General features: G+C 35.3%; 15 protein-coding genes. 6 read left to right on the forward strand and 9 right to left on the reverse strand.

Translation table 11 applies throughout. The features are described from left to right. The first annotated feature begins 111 nt into the window (after positions 1-111). Entirely contained in the window at positions 112-846 is a 735-nt protein-coding gene (locus tag ACKX2A_RS03450; RefSeq protein WP_415327640.1) for a MurR/RpiR family transcriptional regulator, read from the forward strand. A gap of 59 nt (positions 847-905) precedes the next feature. On the opposite strand, the gene ACKX2A_RS03455 is transcribed toward ACKX2A_RS03450, so the two are convergent. Next, on the reverse strand, positions 906-2423 hold the full coding sequence (locus ACKX2A_RS03455; protein WP_415327641.1) for a RagB/SusD family nutrient uptake outer membrane protein: 1518 nt from the start codon (positions 2421-2423) through the stop codon (positions 906-908). Positions 2424-2433: 10 nt separating this feature from the next. Further along, entirely contained in the window at positions 2434-5349 is a 2916-nt protein-coding gene (locus ACKX2A_RS03460) for a SusC/RagA family TonB-linked outer membrane protein (protein WP_415327642.1), read from the reverse strand. A gap of 289 nt (positions 5350-5638) precedes the next feature. Here ACKX2A_RS03460 and ACKX2A_RS03465 point away from each other — a divergent pair, with 289 nt between their 5' ends. Further along, the gene (locus tag ACKX2A_RS03465; protein WP_415327643.1) at positions 5639-7192 is read left to right on the forward strand and encodes a T9SS type A sorting domain-containing protein; all 1554 of its coding nucleotides are present in this window, start codon (positions 5639-5641) and stop codon (positions 7190-7192) included. Positions 7193-7270: 78 nt separating this feature from the next. Here the strand turns inward: ACKX2A_RS03465 and ACKX2A_RS03470 are convergent, their stop codons facing one another. Together ACKX2A_RS03470 and ACKX2A_RS03475 are read right to left on the reverse strand one after the other, a co-directional pair. Then, a complete protein-coding gene (locus tag ACKX2A_RS03470) occupies positions 7271-8077 on the reverse strand; it encodes a DUF4249 domain-containing protein (RefSeq protein WP_415327644.1) in 807 nt (268 codons plus the stop codon). A gap of 3 nt (positions 8078-8080) precedes the next feature. After that, positions 8081-10420 carry a TonB-dependent receptor gene (locus tag ACKX2A_RS03475; RefSeq protein ID WP_415327645.1) on the reverse strand — a complete coding sequence of 780 codons (2340 nt, stop codon included), beginning with the start codon at positions 10418-10420 and terminating at the stop codon, positions 8081-8083. A 386-nt stretch (positions 10421-10806) separates the two neighbouring features. On the opposite strand from ACKX2A_RS03475, the gene ACKX2A_RS03480 reads away from it, so the two are divergent. Then, positions 10807-12222: an aldehyde dehydrogenase family protein gene (locus ACKX2A_RS03480; protein WP_415327646.1), complete on the forward strand. Its 1416-nt coding sequence runs from the start codon at positions 10807-10809 to the stop codon at positions 12220-12222. Between the two features lie 79 nt (positions 12223-12301). Here ACKX2A_RS03480 and ACKX2A_RS03485 read toward each other — a convergent pair whose 3' ends face one another. The 4 genes from ACKX2A_RS03485 to ACKX2A_RS03500 form a co-directional block, all read right to left on the reverse strand. Next, on the reverse strand, positions 12302-13222 hold the full coding sequence (locus ACKX2A_RS03485; RefSeq protein WP_415327647.1) for a helix-turn-helix domain-containing protein: 921 nt from the start codon (positions 13220-13222) through the stop codon (positions 12302-12304). Positions 13223-13282: 60 nt separating this feature from the next. Further along, the gene (locus ACKX2A_RS03490) at positions 13283-14119 is read right to left on the reverse strand and encodes an SDR family NAD(P)-dependent oxidoreductase (protein ID WP_415327648.1); all 837 of its coding nucleotides are present in this window, start codon (positions 14117-14119) and stop codon (positions 13283-13285) included. A 117-nt stretch (positions 14120-14236) separates the two neighbouring features. Next, entirely contained in the window at positions 14237-14830 is a 594-nt protein-coding gene (locus ACKX2A_RS03495) for an HD domain-containing protein (RefSeq protein WP_415327649.1), read from the reverse strand. A 6-nt stretch (positions 14831-14836) separates the two neighbouring features. Next, on the reverse strand, positions 14837-15193 hold the full coding sequence (locus ACKX2A_RS03500) for a winged helix-turn-helix transcriptional regulator (protein ID WP_415327650.1): 357 nt from the start codon (positions 15191-15193) through the stop codon (positions 14837-14839). A gap of 83 nt (positions 15194-15276) precedes the next feature. Here ACKX2A_RS03500 and ACKX2A_RS03505 point away from each other — a divergent pair, with 83 nt between their 5' ends. After that, positions 15277-16077 carry an SDR family oxidoreductase gene (locus ACKX2A_RS03505; RefSeq protein ID WP_415327651.1) on the forward strand — a complete coding sequence of 267 codons (801 nt, stop codon included), beginning with the start codon at positions 15277-15279 and terminating at the stop codon, positions 16075-16077. A 161-nt stretch (positions 16078-16238) separates the two neighbouring features. Here the strand turns inward: ACKX2A_RS03505 and ACKX2A_RS03510 are convergent, their stop codons facing one another. Continuing rightward, positions 16239-16781, reverse strand: coding sequence for a flavin reductase family protein (locus tag ACKX2A_RS03510; protein ID WP_415327652.1), 543 nt, complete (start codon positions 16779-16781; stop codon positions 16239-16241). A gap of 149 nt (positions 16782-16930) precedes the next feature. On the opposite strand from ACKX2A_RS03510, the gene ACKX2A_RS03515 reads away from it, so the two are divergent. Both ACKX2A_RS03515 and ACKX2A_RS03520 read left to right on the forward strand, forming a co-directional pair. Then, positions 16931-17380 carry a MarR family winged helix-turn-helix transcriptional regulator gene (locus ACKX2A_RS03515; protein ID WP_415327653.1) on the forward strand — a complete coding sequence of 150 codons (450 nt, stop codon included), beginning with the start codon at positions 16931-16933 and terminating at the stop codon, positions 17378-17380. Between the two features lie 18 nt (positions 17381-17398). After that, complete coding sequence (locus tag ACKX2A_RS03520) at positions 17399-18247, forward strand: hypothetical protein (protein ID WP_415327654.1); 849 nt, start codon at positions 17399-17401, stop codon at positions 18245-18247. Positions 18248-18289 lie beyond the last annotated feature (42 nt).

Raw genomic sequence — 18289 nt, forward strand, 5'->3', positions numbered from 1 at the left:
AAAAAAATACAGCAACAAAACAGAAAAATTCAGTAAAAGAAAAAATAGATAAAAATGAAAGACTTTAATTTAAATGAAATGTGATATTTTTACGGAAAATTATTTAGAGACATGTACATCATCAATAAAGATTTGCTCAATCCACTGGAGAAAAATATTTATTCAACTTTATTTCAGGAAATAAGGCAAAACGATGCATTATCTATCACCGAAGCTGCAGAGCTGTGCAATTGTTCTCCTTCTAAAATCTCGAAATTTGTACATAAGCTAGGATTCAAAAATTATAAAGAATATTCTGCTTTTATAAGTGGGAAAGCCTTCACTGTAATTTCAGATGAAAAAGAGCGTTTAAATAAGTTTTTAGAAGATTTTAATCCAGAAATCATCGATCATTTTATCCAATATCTTCAAAAATTTGAGAAGATTATTTTATTTGGATATGGTCCATCATTTATTGTAGGGCAGTATTTTGAGTACAAACTAAGAAGCATTTCCGATGTGCCGGTTTGGGCAGTTGCGCACGAAACGGCAATTAATGACTTATTGAGCAACAACAACTTAGTCATAATTTTTTCTGTGACGGGGCAGTTCAGATCATTCAATAATTTGTATGAAAATATCATTTCGAAGGACGGAAAAGTGGCTTTTGTATTGGAAGAAGGTTGTTCCGAATTTATGGAAAAATACAACTTTACTATTTTCCTTAGTAAGTATATTCAAAATTCTGCATTGCTTCCTCATGAAAAAACAAGAACTACATTTTTTACATTTATAGAAGAAGTTATAAGAAAAATGGAAAATTCTTCTTTTTCCAATAGTAAACTTAAATTGAGAAAGAAAAAATAATTATAAAAAAATAGCTGTAAAATTTTACAGCTATTTTATAAAAATAATTTAAAATATTCTTAAGGATTCTGCTCATATCCAGCCACCTGAATCTGCGACAAAGGAATTTGATACAGGTAATCATTTGTAGTGATCGTATAATTATAATTAAGATCCGCAGCAGCCTGATTGATAACAGATACCGCAATATTCCAACGTACCAGATCGTGCCAGTAAACGCCTTCCCCTGCAAACTCAGATCTTCTTTCTTTACGAAGTGCAGTTGTGAAATCTGTGCTGGAAATTGATGTAGAAATTGGAGTTAACCCTGCTCTTTGGCGAGTTCTGTTCAAATACGGAACCGCTCCACTTGTATTTCCCTGATAATTTAAAACCTCAGCATACATCAACAAAACATCTTCATAACGAATGATTGGAAAGTTGATCGGCCAATCGTAACGGTTTGTCAAAACCACTCCCGCTTCACGGAATTTAATGAAATAATTAGCAAAATCCGGTTGTCCGTTCTGTGCAATAAATTGAGTTTTAAGCGTAACTGCTTTTCTTAAATCTCCTGTTTCATAAGAATTAATTAAAGATTGAGAAACTCCCAGCTCACTAGAACTGAACAAACTTCCCTGTGCATTGTACAAAGGATCGGCTGTTCCAAAAGTCGGCGAAACATAGCTCGGCAAATAAGAACCTTGCGACAAACCTCCGCTAATATGTTGAATTTCAAAAAGATTGTATTTATTATCATTTACACTTTTAAATAAATCTGCATAATTAGGAGCAAATGTAACATACTGCCCCTCAACCTGAATGACAGCGTACAAATGATCTTTTGCCTTTTGTAAATACGAACTGTTATTAAGTGGATATCCAAAACCAGTTAAATAAATTCTTCCCAACATCGCATGAGCAGCTGATTTTGTGATTCTGCCTTTATTGGCTGCATTGTATGTATCTTTTAACCCTGCAACAGAAGCTTCAATTTCAGAAGTAATAAAATTATAAAGTGTTGCCAAATCCGTTCTTTGAATCGAAGCAGCTTCTTCAGGACTCACAGGATGGTCTACCAGAGGAACTTTCCCGAAGTTTCGCATCAATTCGAAATAAGCGTAAGCTCTTAAAAAACGAGTTTCTGAACGGTATTGTTCTTTCACCGCAGAATCATTGAAAGGTACTGCATCTATTCTTGCCAAAATATTATTCGCATAAGAAATCATCTGATAAGCGTCTTCCCAAAGAACCTCCACTTCCTCGGTGGAAGATGTGTCCTGAAAACGGTTGATCGCGTAATAATCTCTGTTTCCGTTTTGTGAAATAGCATTAAAATTATTGGAACGGACTTCGGAAGCCAATAGGTAAAAATTGACATCAAAACCACCTCTTGAAGATGAATTTATCATTCCCGAATAAACACCAGATAATGCCTGTTGAATCTGCAATTCTGTCGTATAGAAAGAAGTTTGGGTAATATTATTTTCAGGTTCAAGCATCAGATCTTTTTCACAACTCGCCATTACAAATAAGAATGCTGCTACAGCCAATGTTTTTCCGAAGGTTTTAATATTTTTATTGTAGGTTGTTTTCATTTTTAAATTTTTAGAAATTAAAGTTTAAGCCCATCATATATACTTTTGCATTGGGATAAGCTCCGTAATCTGTTCCGTCCGATTGTACAGATTCTGGATTGTAACCGCCATAGTAATGGTCTTTTCTCCAGACATTTTCTAAGCTTACGTAAATTCTAAGATTAGAAATTTTAAGTTTACTTGCCATATCCTGTGAAAAATTATAACCCAATGTTATATTTTTAAGTTGAATATACGTTGCATCATATAACCATCGAGTATCCAATAAACTTCCTGTTGTTCCGTCCAGTCTTGGTGTTTTTCCATCTCCCGGATCTTCATCCGAACGCCAACGGTTTGCCCAATTTCCCATTACGTTTGTTGTTGTTCCCATTCCTGTGCGATCGATTGCGCGACCTAGCAAAGCATAACTGTAACCTCCTTTTTGCCCTTGAAAAAAGATCGAAAGATCCCAGTTTTTATAAGAAAAAGTATTGGTGAAACCCCAATAATAATCAGGAGTCGGACCTCCGATGATGTGGCGGTCATTTTCATCGATTTTACCATCACCATTTACGTCTCTGTATTTTACATCTCCTGCAATTGCACCAACGGTTTTAGCTACGTTTGAGTTAGCAATATCAGCCGAAGACAACACGCCTATTGCTTCGTAAAGATAGAATGAATTCAGTTCCTGACCGACTTGAATAATATTCGTGCTGCTGCTGAAACCTGTGTAGATTGGTGCATTATCCGCTCCTAATTGAAGTACTTTATTTTTATTAAAAGCAATATTCGCGGAAGTATTCCATCTAAATTGTCCGACTAAATTTTTTGTACTTAAATCCAATTCCAAACCTTTATTCTGAACCGACCCTACATTTTTCCACATTGTTGTATAGCCACTTACTGCAGCAATGGGTTGTTCTAAAAGCAGGTCGTTTGTTTTTTTAACGTAATAATCTGCCGTAAAATCTATTCTGTTGAATAAGCCTAATTCCAAACCAAAATCGGATGATCGAGTTTTTTCCCAGGTTAAATCCGGATTGGGAATTGTGTTGGGTATTAAACCATTCGATAAATTTCCTCCAAAAGAATAATTTCCGCCCGAAAGTGTTCCGAATGCTCTATATTCTCCGATTGAGTTGTTCCCATTTTCACCCCAACTATATCTCAATTTAAGATTGTTCAGCCATTTTACATCCTTCAAAAAATTTTCCTGATCGACTTTCCAACCTGCTCCAAATGCAGCAAAAGTTCCCCAAAGATTGTTCCATCCAAATCTTGAAGAACCATCTCTACGAATACTCGCCGACAACATATATTTCTTTTGATAATCGTAGTTTACACGACCAAACATCGAAACCAGCATCCATTCCGAAGCGGTATATTCCGAATTCAGAACCGATGCAGACTGCGTAAAATTGAATGTTTTTAAATCATCATTTGGGAAGCCTTTATTTCGGTTGTATTGAGTTGTCGTTCTGTAATTCTCTGCACTGTAACCTGCAATGGCATTTACACTGTGAGATTCCCCGAAAGTTTTTTTATAGCTCAATAAACCTTCACCCAAGTATCTGTTGTAATTTACCGTTCTGCGGCTCGCGATACTCACTTGTCCCGGTATATTGGTAATTAAATCAAAAGTTGGCGTATACCCATTATTAATATTAAAATTATTCGTTGCTCCTCCGGAAAGTTTTAAATTTAAATTCGGTAAAATGTCGTAAGAAACGTATAAACTCGACAATAGTCTGAATTCATTGGTGTCGTTTGTTGTATTTTCCATCACACCAATTGGACTTTGTGTAGAACCTGCCCATCTGTATCGTGTATTTTTCCAGAAATTGGTATAAAGTCCAGCTCCCACCTCCGCAACGGGAACCATCGAAAGCATTTTGTGGGCTAAATTATCCTTTCCATCAACAGTCGCCCCATAACTTTGAGAATAACTTGGTCTTAATGAAATTCCCGCTTTCCATTTATCGGAAAGATTAACGTCGATAACCGCACTCAAATTAAATCTGTTAAAGCCTGTATTAATCGCCAAGCCATCCTGATCAAAATACGCACCTGAAATCATATATTTTACATTCTGACTTCCGCCACGTACCGCCAACTGATAACTTTGGATTGCAGCAGGACGATAAAACTGATCTTGCCAATCGATATTTGCCACCTGATTTGTTCCCCATCTCGGATCGATCATGTAATTGATATTGGCTAAATTATAATCGGTTGCATTTGCTAAACCAAAATAATTTGCTCTCACCGCATAACTATCTGAGGCAGAATTTCCCGGTGCTAAAGCTACCCATTTCTTATTGATGGCTTCAGTCGCATAGTCAATCCATTCTGCACTATTCATAATGTCCAGTTTTTTTTCAATCGTCTGAACTCCGTAATATTGTGAAAAACTGAATGACGGCTTTCCAGAAACGCCTTTTTTTGTCGTTACAATTACAACTCCATTAGAGCCTCTCGATCCATACATCGCTGTAGATGCTGCATCTTTCAGAACTTCAATCGATTGCACATCATCTGATGAAATATTTGCCATATCGTCTACAACCATTCCGTCGACTACATAAACGGGAGAATTGCTTGCCGAAATAGAAGCCGTTCCACGAACTCGAATTTCCAATGGCTCACCTGGTTTCCCTGTTGTAGAACGAGTTTTCACACCGGCAATCTGTCCCGTCAAAGCCTGATCTACTCTTGCAATCGGACGGCTTTTGAAACTTTCTGCACTTACTCTTCCTACAGCACCTGTAACCTCCCCTTTTTTCTGAGTTCCATAGGCGATAATCACTACTTCCTCAATATCTTTCGTTTTATCCTTAGAACTTTTTATACTGTCCTTTGCCTTGGCAGACTGTTTTTCCTGTGCGAAAATAAAACCTGTGGTGGCGGCTAGAAGACCAAGCGTTAATATTTTATTTTTCATTTAGCGGTTATTAATTGTTAAAAAAAATTACCATTACGTTATATACTTTCATTTTTCGAATCAAAACTTTATTAAAAAATTAATTTTAAAAAGTGTTTGTTTTATAAAAGTATACTTATAGAAAAATTCAGCTATCCTGTAGTAACCTGTTATTATTCTCATTTTAGAGAGATAATTGCAACTTATTATTTTTTGAGCATCCTTTAAATAACAAAAGAAATATTTTACTTAATAAACGTTTAAACAAAAAATTATAAATGTTTTTATATTTTTGACAAAAAAAATTACCATGAAGAAGAAATCTACTTTTTTACTTTTATTATTAGTAGGAATATTTTATAAATCTCAAAATTTCTCCTGGACCCAAATCAAATATTTTGGAGAAAATTATGTGAATTATGCTTATAAAACTATTAAAACAAATGACAATTCCCTTCTCTCATTAAGTTGGCACAGACCTAGCAATATGGGAAACAATCGTGCTCTTTTAACAAAGTGGGATCTTACCGGCAATTTACTTTGGAAAAAACTGGTAGATTATGGACAAAGTTATACTCCGGTTTCCATCATTCAGACACAGGATAATAATTTTGTAATTCTGGGCTATGGAACAGTTACTGAAGAATTTTCAAAAGGCAATGAAGCCATTCTTATTAAAGTAGATCAAAGCGGAAATCTTATCTGGCGAAAAAACTATGGCGGAACAAGTGCTGAAAAAATGTTTGATATTGTTGAACTGCAAGATGGAAGCATCGTTGCTGCAGGACAAACAAACTCGAACAACGATGATGTTCCCGCCCATACTTTTGGCGGAGCAAATGCATGGATTTTTAAAACTGATGCTTCGGGAATACTTGTCTGGTCTAAGGTTTTTGGAGGATACACCAACAAACCGGATTATATTCAGGCTATTAAAGTAACAGACGACGGAAACATTGCGGCTTTTGGAAGTACTGCTTCCTATGATGGTGATTTTCTGAATTTACTTCCCAACGGAAATGGAGTTGAGCAGTTTTTCCTTTTTAAACTTCAAAATGATACAGGAGATCCTATTTGGAAAAAGGCTTACAATATTCCAAACTCAAGATATAATTTTGCCAAAAGTATGACGAAAACTTCAGACGGAGGTTTTGCTCTTGCCGGAAGCAACGAAATTCTTGCCGTAAGCAATTCTACCGGAGCAAATTATCGTGTTGTAAAAACAGATGGAAACGGAAATTTGCTTTGGGACAAAACTTACATTGGAAGTAACGATGATGAGCCTACTTCTATCATTCAGACAGATGATGGCAATTATATTGTTGCAGGGCAATCACAAACTACTAATTTTACAGACCCTAGTCCCAATGAAGGATGGGTAGATATCTGGATCATCGGTCTGGATGGAACAGGAGAAAAAAGGTGGGGAAGAATGATTGGCGGCAACAGCAATGACTATGCAGGATACAATGATTCGTTGCTAAAAATGGGTAATAATAATTTTATTCTCACAGGAAGTACGGTTTCGGAGAACGGAACAATCAATGTTCCTTATTCCAACATGGGCGTTGCCGGAATGCTGTTATTTTTTAATGCTCAAACATTATCTACTGGCGAACAAAAAGTTGCGAATAATTTCATCAAAATATATCCAAATCCAAGTTCAGATTTTGTACATCTAAAATTGAATTCAAAACAAAAAATTGAAAAAATAGAATTATCGGATGTAAGTGGTAAAAGTATTTCTCATCCAAAAATGAGTGAATCGGGATCGATTGATATCTCCGGACTTCCGGCAGGAGTTTACTTTTTAAATATAAATTCAGAAGGTAAAAATTATCAGGAAAAAATCATTAAAAAATAATTGATTTTAATTAAATTTAAAAACAAAATACCCCTAAAAGCATCAACTTCTTAGGGGTATTTTAATATAAAATCGATATTATTGAATAACGACACTTTTCGTTCTCACCGTGTGCGCAGAGAAATAACCCAACGCTCCATTGCTGATGTTACTCGGTGGATTCGTCGGAGTAACTCCTCCTCCGGGACCACCATCCGAAAGCTGTAAAAGAGCCGAATAAAAAGTGTACACATTGTTGTCGATACACTGCATTTCTACATGAATGGTATCTCCTACAACTACTTTTACATCGTCCGCATCACCATCGTCATTTGGAAGCAACAGAGGTCTTTGGTTTGGTAAGCCATTGTTTACATTATCGGAAAATTCTGAGAAAAATTTCTTCGGATTATTGTTCACTGTATACACAAAAAGATAGCGATTTCCCAGAGGTGAAGGATCATTAAAAACAGGTAAGAGTGTGTAACTTGTTTCGCCTCCAACCATGAAGGAATCCTGATCCAGTCCGTCAAAAGAAACAGCTTCTGGCATTGTACTCTGTGCAGAATATTGTTGTCCATCTGCATTGATTTTCAAAGTGTACGTTCTCCCCGACTGTCCAACAAAAGTTGAGGTTTTATACGTTCCGTTTCCTACATATTGCAAAGTTTCAGTCTGTCCGGTATTATCACTTAAAACAACCTGTGCATTTTCAATCGCGGGATACTGATTGGCTTCCGTAAAAGCAACAGATTTTGTGATTTTCACATAGTAAGGTCCCGCTTGATCGGTTACATTTCCTTCGATGACGATTTTCCCGCTTTCATCCGCCAAATCCAGATCTATTTCTTTTTCGCATGAAGTGACTAAAAACAGTGATAATATGATTAAAAATAAATTTTTCATGAATTAAAATTTGAAATTATAAGTGATGTTTGGTACCCAACGAAACAATGATGTCTGCACAGCTCGTGTTGTTCCCGGCTTATCCGGATTGTCTTCGAAATTAATTGTGTAGGCATTCTCACGACCATAAACATTGTAAATTCCGAATGACCAAGAACCCTTGAAACGCTTATTTGAATTGATACTCGGTTCATACGTTGCACTCAAATCCATTCTGTGATAAGCAGGCATTCTGTCAGCGTTTCGGCTGCTGTATTGGAAAATGGTTTGTCCGTTCAGCTCATATTTTCCGGTTGGGAAAGTTACTGCATTTCCTGTACTGTAAAGGAATAATCCAGAAAAAGACCATTTTGGATTCAACTGATATGTAGCAACAATCGAAAGATCGTGCGTTTTATCCTGTCTTGCATTATACCATTCATTATCATTAATTCCGTTGATTTTTCTCTCTGTTTTAGACAAAGTATAAGAAATCCAACCCGTTAGTTTTCCGCTTTTCTTTTTCGCGATTAATTCCAAACCGTAAGCTCTTCCTTTTCCAAATAACAGTTCGCTTTCCACATCTGCGGCTGTATCAAAAGAAATTTGCGCTCCGTTTTTATAATCAATCTGATTTTGCATGGATTTGTAATAAATCTCTGCATTCAATTCATAATTATTATTGCTAAAATTGTGGCTGTATCCCAAACTTATCTGATCTGCAATTTCGGGCTTTACGGTATAGCTGCTTCCAATCCACTGATCGGTAGGATTCCCGCTTCCGCTGTTGCTCAATAAATGTAAATTCTGTGTGTTTCTGGAATATCCTCCTTTGATGCTGCTAACTTCATTTAAACGATAATTGGCTGTAATTCTCGGTTCAAGATTCACATACGTTTTTCCAAATTTTCCTTTTTCTAAAAATTCCGAATCGGTAAGAACACCATTTTCATATATATTGAAAGTATCTCCACCCAAAACGCTGAAGAGAGAAAGTCTTAAACCATAATTAATAGTTAATTTTTCAGTTGCTTTAAAATCATCATTCATATATAAAGCATTTTCCCAAGAATATCTCGGGTTTCTCGGAAAACTGCTCACACTTGTTCCTGAAGCACTACTTGGCGTAATCGTATGATAAACAGACTGCAAACCAAACTTCACAGAATGCTTATTTCCTGCAAACCAAGAAAAATCCTGTTTCAGATTCCAGTCTTCAATCTGAGAATCGAGTCCGAAGGTATTATTGTTGCTGCTTAAACTTACATTATAATTGTAGTTGCTGTAAATTAATGAAGTATTGGAGAATAATTTACTACTGATAATACTATTCCAGCGTAAAGTAGCCGTTGTATTTCCCCAATCTGTAGAAAAAGTATCTCCCAATCCTAAAACATCTCTTCCAAAATATCCGGATAAATACAATCTGTTATTGTCATTAATCTGATAATTGGCTTTTAAATTTAAATCATAAAAATATAATTTACTGTCTTTAAAATCATCCGTAGCTTTCAAAAATAAATCTGCATACGTCCTTCTTCCCGACACAATAAACGACGATTTTTCCTTTTGAATCGGACCTTCAACACTCAATCTACTGCTAATCAAACCGATTCCTCCGTTTACGTTGTAGTCTTTATTATTTCCGTCTTTCATTTTCACATCCAAAACCGAAGAAAGTCTTCCACCGTATTGAGCCGGACTATTTCCTTTAATAATACTTGCATCTTTCAGCGCATCGCTATTAAAAGTACTGAAAAAACCAAGCAGATGCGATGCATTATAAACCGCTGCCTCATCAAGTAAAATCAGATTTTGGTCGGTTGCTCCTCCCCTCACGCTGAATCCGCTACTTCCTTCACCGTTACTCTTAATTCCGGGTAAAAGCTGGATTGTTTTCATTACATCTTTTTCACCAAATAAAACCGGAAGTTTTTCTATGTTTTTAATGCTTAAAGTCTCCGTTCCCATCTGAGCGGAAGTCAGGTTTTTATCTTTCTTGATTCCGGAAATAACGACTTCTTCAATTTTCGCCGTCTTTTCATCGTCTTGCTGACTTAGCTGTAGATCTTGCCTGAGATTATTTTCAACATTGATGATTTGCTGAAAATCTTTAAATCCCGGATTGGAAACAATCAAAGTATAAGAACCTTTCGGAAGCGAAAGAGAATAAAAACCATATTCGTTGGCAACCACTGAAACGGTGGGATCTTCGGCCACTTTCACCGTCACACCAATCAGCAATTCTCCATTTTTTTGGTCTTTTACCGTTCCGCTTACTGCGTACTTTTGTTGTGCAAAAAGAAATGAACTAAAACAAATCGCGGCCATAGAACCGGCACGCTTTAAAGATTGTATCTGCATTTGAATAATTTACAGGGTAAAGTTATTAATTTTTAAGCATCAGAAGGCTTTTAAAGACAATAATTAATTCATCAAATGAAGATTTAATATTCAATTATCATGAAAACCATTATTATAATTGAATTTTATTTTAATAAAAAAAACATATTAAAACATCCATAAAAGCTACTGATTTACTTTATTTTAATTTATTATTTACTCTAACGAACGTAATTCTTTTCTTATTATTTCGTGGTATTCATAAATATTCTCATGTTAAAAATCATGAAAAAATATTAAAACTTCACACAATAAAATGAGCTTTTTTACAAAGTAAAAATGAACTTTTAAACAAAATACATCGGCTCATTTTCGCTGTTACTTTGTGGTATCAAAAAGTTAAAAAAATGAGAACAATACAAAGTGTTTATATCAACGGGAAATTTACCCAACCTCACGGAACAGAATTACAGGAAATTATCAGCCCGTTAAATGAAAAACCAATCGCAAAAATCATCTATGCAGATCAAACAGATGCTGAACTTGCCATAAAAGCAGCTTCCGAGGCTCTTATCGATTACAGCAAAACGACAGTGGAACAACGTTGCGTTTATCTTCAATCCATTCATGATGAAATTCTTAAAAGAATTGATGATTTAATGGAAGCAACTATTTTGGAATATGGTGCATCCAGAGAACGCGCAAAATGGGCAAATTTGATTGCCGCCACAACATTTTTGGATGAAATTAAAGTTCTTAAAGATTACAATTTCACTTTCAAAGTCAATGAATCAACAGTAGTAATGGAACCAATCGGAGTTTCCGCATTATTCACTCCGTGGAATGCGACTGCAGGAGCAATCGCATTGAAAGTTGCCGCTGCGCTGGCTGCAGGTTGTACCATTGTTTTAAAACCGAGCGAATTTTGTCCGTGGCAAGCCGAAATTATCATGGAATGTATCGATGCTGCAGGTCTTCCAAAAGGGGTTGTCAATATGGTGAATGGTCGTGGTGATGTAATTTCAGAGGCTATTATGAAAAGTAAAGAAGTGACTAAAATTTCTTTTACGGGTTCAACTTTAGTCGGAAAAATTATGGCTAAACAAGCGGTTGACACGATGAAAAGAGTAACACTTGAATTGGGTGGAAAATCTGCCAATATTATTTTAGATGATGCAAATCTACAGACTGCTATTCCAATGGCACTTCAGGCTGCATTTATGAATAGCGGACAAGCTTGTGTTGCAGGAACAAGACTTTTTATTCCTGAATCAAAAATTGAGGAAGCGAAAAAATTACTTATCAAATTTGCGGAAGATTTCACGGTTGGAGATCCGAGAGAAGGTGATTTTAAATTAGGTCCTTTGGCGAATAAAAAGCAGTACGATCGTATTCAACAATACATTCAAATTGGTTTGGATGAAGGCGCGGAACTTATTGTTGGCGGATTTGGACTTCCGGAAAATTTAAATGAAGGATATTATGTAAAACCAACTGTTTTTATGAATGTTACAAATGATATGAGAATTGCAAGAGAGGAAATTTTTGGACCTGTTTTATCGGTAATTTCTTATCGTAATGAGGCAGAAGCAACTGAAATGGCAAACGATTCTGAATATGGTTTGATGGCTTATGTAAGTTCAGAAAATCCTGATCATGCGAATGAAATTGCAAAAGAATTGAAAGCTGGAAGAGTTTTAATTAATACTTTAAAACACGATCCTTTGGCTCCTTTTGGAGGGTATAAAAATTCGGGAATTGGAAGAGAAAACGGAGCGATTGGTTTGGAAGAATATCTTGAAATAAAGACTATGATTCGTTAAACCATTAAAATTCAAATTATTTTAGATAAAAAAACCGCATCTTTTTCAGGTGCGGTTTGTATTTTATATAGAAATTTAATCAATTAAAAGATTTTCTAAATTCTAATGGAGAAAGATTGGTCTTTGTTTTGAATAATTGGCTAAACGACTGTGAATGTTCGAATCCCAAAGCATAAGCCACTTCACCCACCGATAAATTGGTTGTGGAAAGCATTTCTTTAGCTTTATTTATCAGCCTTTCATGAATGTGTTGTTGTGTACTTTGTCCTGTTAACGAACGAAGCATATCGCTTAGATAACTTGGGGAGAGATTCAGGTTTTCGGCAAGATAACTTACGGTTGGAATGCCTTTATTTAACGAAACTTCATCATCAAAATAAGCATTCAATATCGTTTCAAATTTTTGCAGAAGATCGTTGTTGGATGCTTTTCGGGTGATGAACTGCCGCTTGTAAAAACGATTGGCGTAATTCAACAATAATTCTATCTGAGAAATCATTACATCATGGCTGAAATCGTCTATTCTTCCGTTTAATTCAGATTCAATAAAATTAAAAATAGACAGAATAGTATCTTTCTCTTCCTCAGACAAATGCAAAGTTTCTTTAATCGAATATGAGAAAAAACCATACTGCTTAATTTTCTTTGCCAACGGATATCCCAAAAAGAAATCCGGATGAATTAACAGCGAATACTGCGAACATGCCGTATCACTTCCACCCTTTCCTCCAATGATCTGACCGGGAGCTGCAAACAGCAAACCACCTTCATCAAAATCATAATAATCTTGTCCGTATTCTATTTTTCCTCCCAATTTGGGTTTGTAGGAAATTTTATAAAAACTCAGAACATGACGGTGGGGAAGCGTTTCCAAAACAGTTGCATTATTGGCTCCGTTCAACAAACTGATGAGTGGATGCTTCGGCTGCGGCATATTAAAAAACCGATGCGCATCAGTAAGTGATTCAAATCTTTGTGGAGTGTTATCTTCTTTTTTCATAATGACTTAATAAAGATAAGAAAAACCGATTATAAAATGATAACCGGTTTTCGTTTGTAATTATTTAGATTCGCCTTGTGCAGATTTTGAAACTTCATCCCATTCTTCCCAAAGAGCGATTCTTTCGGCATAAACAGATTTAGTCCATTCAAGATTATTGCTTCCTAAGTTAAATCTCAACGGTGGATTTTCAGAATCAACCATTTTGAAAAGTGCTTGTGGAGTAGCTTCCGGATTGCCTCTTTCCAATTTTTGAAGCCCCTGAAAAAATTCAGCTTTAAAATCATTATAAACGTCCATTCCTTCGGAAAATTTAAGAGATTCCTGACTTCCAAATTCAGTGGCATAAGCTCCAGGTTCGATGATCGTAACTTTAATTCCAAATTGTTTTACTTCTAAGGCTAAACTTTCATAAATCGCTTCAAACGCCCATTTAGACGAACTGTAATATCCGATAACAGGTAATGTAACGTGTCCCAAATTGCTGGAAGTTCCCAAAATGTGTCCGTAACCCTGCTCACGAAGAATCGGCAACGCAGCCTGAACCACACTTACAGGTCCTAAAATATTTGTTTCATACAAAGCGCGAATTTCTTCGGGATTGGCTTCTTCAATCGTTCCAACCAAAGAATATCCTGCGTTATTTAGTACAATATCTAGCTTTCCGAAATGTTGGTGGGCTTTTTTCACGACTTCTTTCACCTGATTAGGATTGGTAACGTCTAATTCTAAAGTAAGAACATTGTCTCCGTACTTTTCATTAAGCACAGAAATGCTTTCTAATTTTCTTGCGGTTGCAACAACCTTATCGCCGCGTTCTAGTGCAGCTTCTGTCCAAACTCTTCCGAAACCTCTTGATGCTCCGGTAATAAACCATACTCTATTTTGCTGTGTCATTTTAATAAATGTTTTGTTTTATATAGCAAAGGTAGGATGCTTCAGACATAGTTTTGTAGGCTAACCGCAGATGTTTGTAGGCGAATTGAGGAAGTTTAAAAACTTATTAGATTAAGCTTATTTTTTCTTTAAAATACCTTTCTCCACACTTTCATTTAAAAGGTTTTCTGCGTATTTCCAGATGGAAGAGGAACCATTTGCGATAGCTTTTTTCTTGTTGTAAACGGTTTGATAATCGACATCAAATTCTGCCCACGTTCCGCCATTATTGCTTGTGTTTTGAAGCAGTGGTTCGAATCTGTCCATTGTACGGGCAAATTTGGCTTCATCCGTAATTCCATCTTCAAACTCTTCCCAAACGGCGATAAATTCCTGAGCCTGAGATTCGGGCAACAATCCGAAAATACGTTTTGCAGCCAACAATTCTTCCTCTGTATTGGTATGATTTTTTGTGGTGTCATAAATAAAAGTATCGCCTGCATCGATTTCCACCAAATCGTGAATCAGAACCATTTTTACCACTTTCAAAACATCAATCAGCTTATCGGAATGTTCAGCCAAAATCAAAGTCATCATTGCCAAATGCCAACTGTGTTCTGCATCATTTTCGTGTCTGTCGCTATTGAAAAGTTTGGTTCTTCTTTGAATGTATTTTAATTTATCAATCTCTTTAATAAAAGTGATCTGCTTCAGTAAATTTTCTGTCTTCATATTTATTTATTTTTCTTTGATTTTTTTTCTGTGCTTTAAGCCAAATTCAATTAATGATTCGATAATAGCCTGTGTTTCAACGGCGTGTTCTGTAAGGGCGTATGAAACCGTAACAGGTTTTGTATTATTAACTGTTCTTGTAATCAGTAAATTATCTTCCAATTCTTGCAATTCTTTAGATAAAACTTTTGGAGTAATTCCATTAGAAGACTCCTGCAAATCTTTAAAGCGCATCGTTCCGGAATTATATAAATTAAGCAAAATACAGAATTTCCATTTTCCACTCAGCAAGGTGATGGCATCTCTTAGAGCCAATATTCTTTCAGTATCGAGTACTGTTTTTTTACAATTTGATGTTTGCATAATAGTTACTTTCCTAAAGGTAATCCATAGCAAATATATAGTTAATATCCGATACTTTTGATCCGATAAAAAAATATCATACAATGACAAAAACAATATTCATTACCGGAGCTTCATCAGGAATCGGTAAAGCAACAGCTAAATTTTTTGCAGAAAAAGGATGGAAAGTAATTGCCACCATGCGCAAACCCGAAAACGAGACAGAATTAACTGTACTTGAGAACATTACATTACTGCCTTTAGATGTAACTAATATTAACCAGATAAAAGAAACTGTTCAAAAAGCTATAAGTCTTGGAAATATCGATGTGGTTTTCAACAACGCCGGTTACGCCTTACTGGGTCCTTTGGAAACTACGACCGATGAGCAGCTTGTACAATTAATGGAAACTAATTTCTTTGGTACAGTGCGTGTTACACAGGCTTTCATTCCTTATTTTAAACAAAAGCGAGCTGGCACTTTTATTACCATGACTTCTTCGGCAGGAATTATGGCTTTCCCTTTCAGTTCTATGTATGATGCGAGTAAATGGGCATTGGAAGGCTGGAGCGAAAGTTTATCCTTCGAGCTGGAAAAATTTGGTATTATGATGAAAAATATTGAACCGGGATTGGTAGCAACCAACGGAGCCGAAAGAACTGTATTGACATCTCACCCCGATTATGACGAATTATTAGGCAAATTTTTAAACGTTGTCAATAATCCTGCTCAAGCTTCTTCCCCTGAGCAAATTGCAGAAGTAGTATTTGAAGCTGTAACAGACGGTAACAATAAGCTAAGATATATTTGTGGAGAAGATGCAAAATCACTATATGCGCAAAGACTTGAAGGTGGAGACGAAAAATTCAGGACGGGAATAAAAGAAATGTTGTTTGGGGCATAATCCCTTATTTTAACATCACTCACTCTACTGCTTGGTCTGGAATGAGAAATAGTGTCATATTTTTGCCATTGACCAGTCAGTAAAGTGTGTTTGACGATAGTTTTAAATTCTAATTTCAAATGGTATCAATTATCATTAAGATTCTTTAGTTGAGTATTTCACTATTTTAAAGATGGAATAATAAAATTCTTGCCAGACTCAACAAAATGACTATCTCCTCTGTATTGAATGGTTTTAGGATATTTTGGAGACGTTGCAACGCGCGCTTTTACAATCTCAAAAATAAAAAAATTGTAATTTTTTATTAATTTATCATCATATAATTTGCATTCAAAATTCGCATAACAATTTGTGAGCAACGGAGCCTTTACAATATTACCACTTTCATATTCGAGATCGAATTTTTCAAATTTATCTATTTCTGAACCATTGCAATTTCCAATTTCAACCACTGTTTTCGAAAGCTCAATTGTTGGAATATTAATGACACATTCTTTACTTTTTTTAATCAATTCAAAACTATGATTTCCGCCAGAGATCATGCAACCTATTAATGAGGGCACAAACTCCATAATCGTGTACCAACCCATTGTCATTACATTCTGTTCTTCTTTGTATTTTGATGTTAACAAAACTGTTGGTGAAGGTTCCAGAAAACGTCTTACCTCTTCAACTGGAAATGTTTTTTTATTGTACTTTTTCATAATTAATGCATTAATTTAAGTGAAAATCAATACAATGAAAAATTTATTCCAAATGAAATGGAAAATTTTAAATGAATATTTTTCATTAAAAATTAGTTTAAATTAAAACTAATTTCAGTATATTTGATAGAAGCTTAAATCCACTCAAAATGCCATCAAAACAAAATACAATTTCAGAATTAGCTTTAGAATTAGGCTTGGCAATGGGTGAAATGAAGAATCGTTTGCGTCAGAAGATTCAGGCAAAAATAAATGAATATGAGCCAGATCTTTCTTTTGAACTGATAGAAATTCTGGGACTTCTTTCTCGCACAGACGGCATCAATCAACAGGAAATCGGAAATAAGGTAAGCAAAGACAAATCGAGCATAACTTATCTTATCAATTGTCTTGTGAAACGTGAATTGGTGAAGCGCATAGAGAATGAAAACGACCGTAGAAATAAACAAATTTTTCTTACTGATAAAGGAAAAAAAATCGTAGAAACTGTTTATCCATGGGCGTTGGAACTTTACGGAAAAGCAGCCGATGATATTTCTGAAACTGAGATTAAAAATGCTCTTCTTTTGGTAAGAAAAATGACTTCAAATCTGGATTAATTGAGTAAATTATTGAATATGAGAACAATACTAATACCTGTAGATTTTACATCCACAACAGAAAATGCGGTAAGAACAGCCGCAGAGTGGGCAAAACAATATGAATATCAACACATTATTCTTTTAAAAACTTCCGAAGAATCTGAATTTGATTATCTTCATATGGCAGAAGGGCATTCGTTTGTAAATGAGGAAAGCATTAATAATTTACTAAAAAAAACAGAATCTCTATTAAATAATTTAAGCCAAATCATTACTGAAAAATTTCCTGAAATAACAGTTACAAAGGAATTCAGCAATTGGACACTCACAAGAAGTATTAATGAAATCATTAAAAATAATACATCTGTTGAACTAATTGTTTTGGGCAGCGACGATCAGGCTGTTTCAGGTGATAGTTTTGTTTCCGAAAACATTATCAGCATAACAAGAACAAGTCCTGTGAAAACCTTAATCGTTCCAAATGGTTACAATTACAGTAAAATTAAAGATATTCTTATTCCCTGCGACATCAATAGTATTGCAAAGCTAGACCGGTTATTTCACCATAAATCTATCATTCAGCGGCAGGATGTTCAGCTAATGCTTTTGAATATTCATACCAAAGAAAATACGGATAGCAGTGATGAAAAAAAGAAACAGCTCGAAGAATATATCCAGCAGAATTTGACCGAAATACCGAATACCATTCACTATTCTTATGACAAAAATATCATTAATGGCATTTTGAATTTTGCTGCGTCCAACAACACCGACCTCATTATTGCATTGCCCGGAAAACATAGCTTTTTGTATTTTTTGACAAGCAGAAGTATTTCGGAAGGAATTTATCAGAATGTAAATCAACCTGTTCTGATATTGAAATAATTAAAATTAAAAGAAATTCTACCTTTCCATAGACTTCCTCTA

The organism is Chryseobacterium sp. MMS23-Vi53, from assembly GCF_047651245.1.
Lineage (GTDB): Bacteria > Bacteroidota > Bacteroidia > Flavobacteriales > Weeksellaceae > Chryseobacterium.

What these genes read in the sequence shown, in the direction of transcription:
- ACKX2A_RS03460 (WP_415327642.1), bottom strand. Translation starts at nt 5,349, where the DNA reads ATGAAAAATAAAATATTAACGCTTGGTCTTCTAGCCGCCACCACAGGT.
- ACKX2A_RS03470 (WP_415327644.1), bottom strand. Translation starts at nt 8,077, where the DNA reads ATGAAAAATTTATTTTTAATCATATTATCACTGTTTTTAGTCACTTCA.
- ACKX2A_RS03495 (WP_415327649.1), bottom strand. Translation starts at nt 14,830, where the DNA reads ATGAAGACAGAAAATTTACTGAAGCAGATCACTTTTATTAAAGAGATT.
- ACKX2A_RS03520 (WP_415327654.1), top strand. Translation starts at nt 17,399, where the DNA reads ATGAGAACAATACTAATACCTGTAGATTTTACATCCACAACAGAAAAT.
- ACKX2A_RS03480 (WP_415327646.1), top strand. Translation starts at nt 10,807, where the DNA reads ATGAGAACAATACAAAGTGTTTATATCAACGGGAAATTTACCCAACCT.
- ACKX2A_RS03465 (WP_415327643.1), top strand. Translation starts at nt 5,639, where the DNA reads ATGAAGAAGAAATCTACTTTTTTACTTTTATTATTAGTAGGAATATTT.
- ACKX2A_RS03500 (WP_415327650.1), bottom strand. Translation starts at nt 15,193, where the DNA reads ATGCAAACATCAAATTGTAAAAAAACAGTACTCGATACTGAAAGAATA.
- ACKX2A_RS03485 (WP_415327647.1), bottom strand. Translation starts at nt 13,222, where the DNA reads ATGAAAAAAGAAGATAACACTCCACAAAGATTTGAATCACTTACTGAT.
- ACKX2A_RS03510 (WP_415327652.1), bottom strand. Translation starts at nt 16,781, where the DNA reads ATGAAAAAGTACAATAAAAAAACATTTCCAGTTGAAGAGGTAAGACGT.
- ACKX2A_RS03450 (WP_415327640.1), top strand. Translation starts at nt 112, where the DNA reads ATGTACATCATCAATAAAGATTTGCTCAATCCACTGGAGAAAAATATT.
- ACKX2A_RS03475 (WP_415327645.1), bottom strand. Translation starts at nt 10,420, where the DNA reads ATGCAGATACAATCTTTAAAGCGTGCCGGTTCTATGGCCGCGATTTGT.
- ACKX2A_RS03505 (WP_415327651.1), top strand. Translation starts at nt 15,277, where the DNA reads ATGACAAAAACAATATTCATTACCGGAGCTTCATCAGGAATCGGTAAA.
- ACKX2A_RS03490 (WP_415327648.1), bottom strand. Translation starts at nt 14,119, where the DNA reads ATGACACAGCAAAATAGAGTATGGTTTATTACCGGAGCATCAAGAGGT.
- ACKX2A_RS03515 (WP_415327653.1), top strand. Translation starts at nt 16,931, where the DNA reads ATGCCATCAAAACAAAATACAATTTCAGAATTAGCTTTAGAATTAGGC.
- ACKX2A_RS03455 (WP_415327641.1), bottom strand. Translation starts at nt 2,423, where the DNA reads ATGAAAACAACCTACAATAAAAATATTAAAACCTTCGGAAAAACATTG.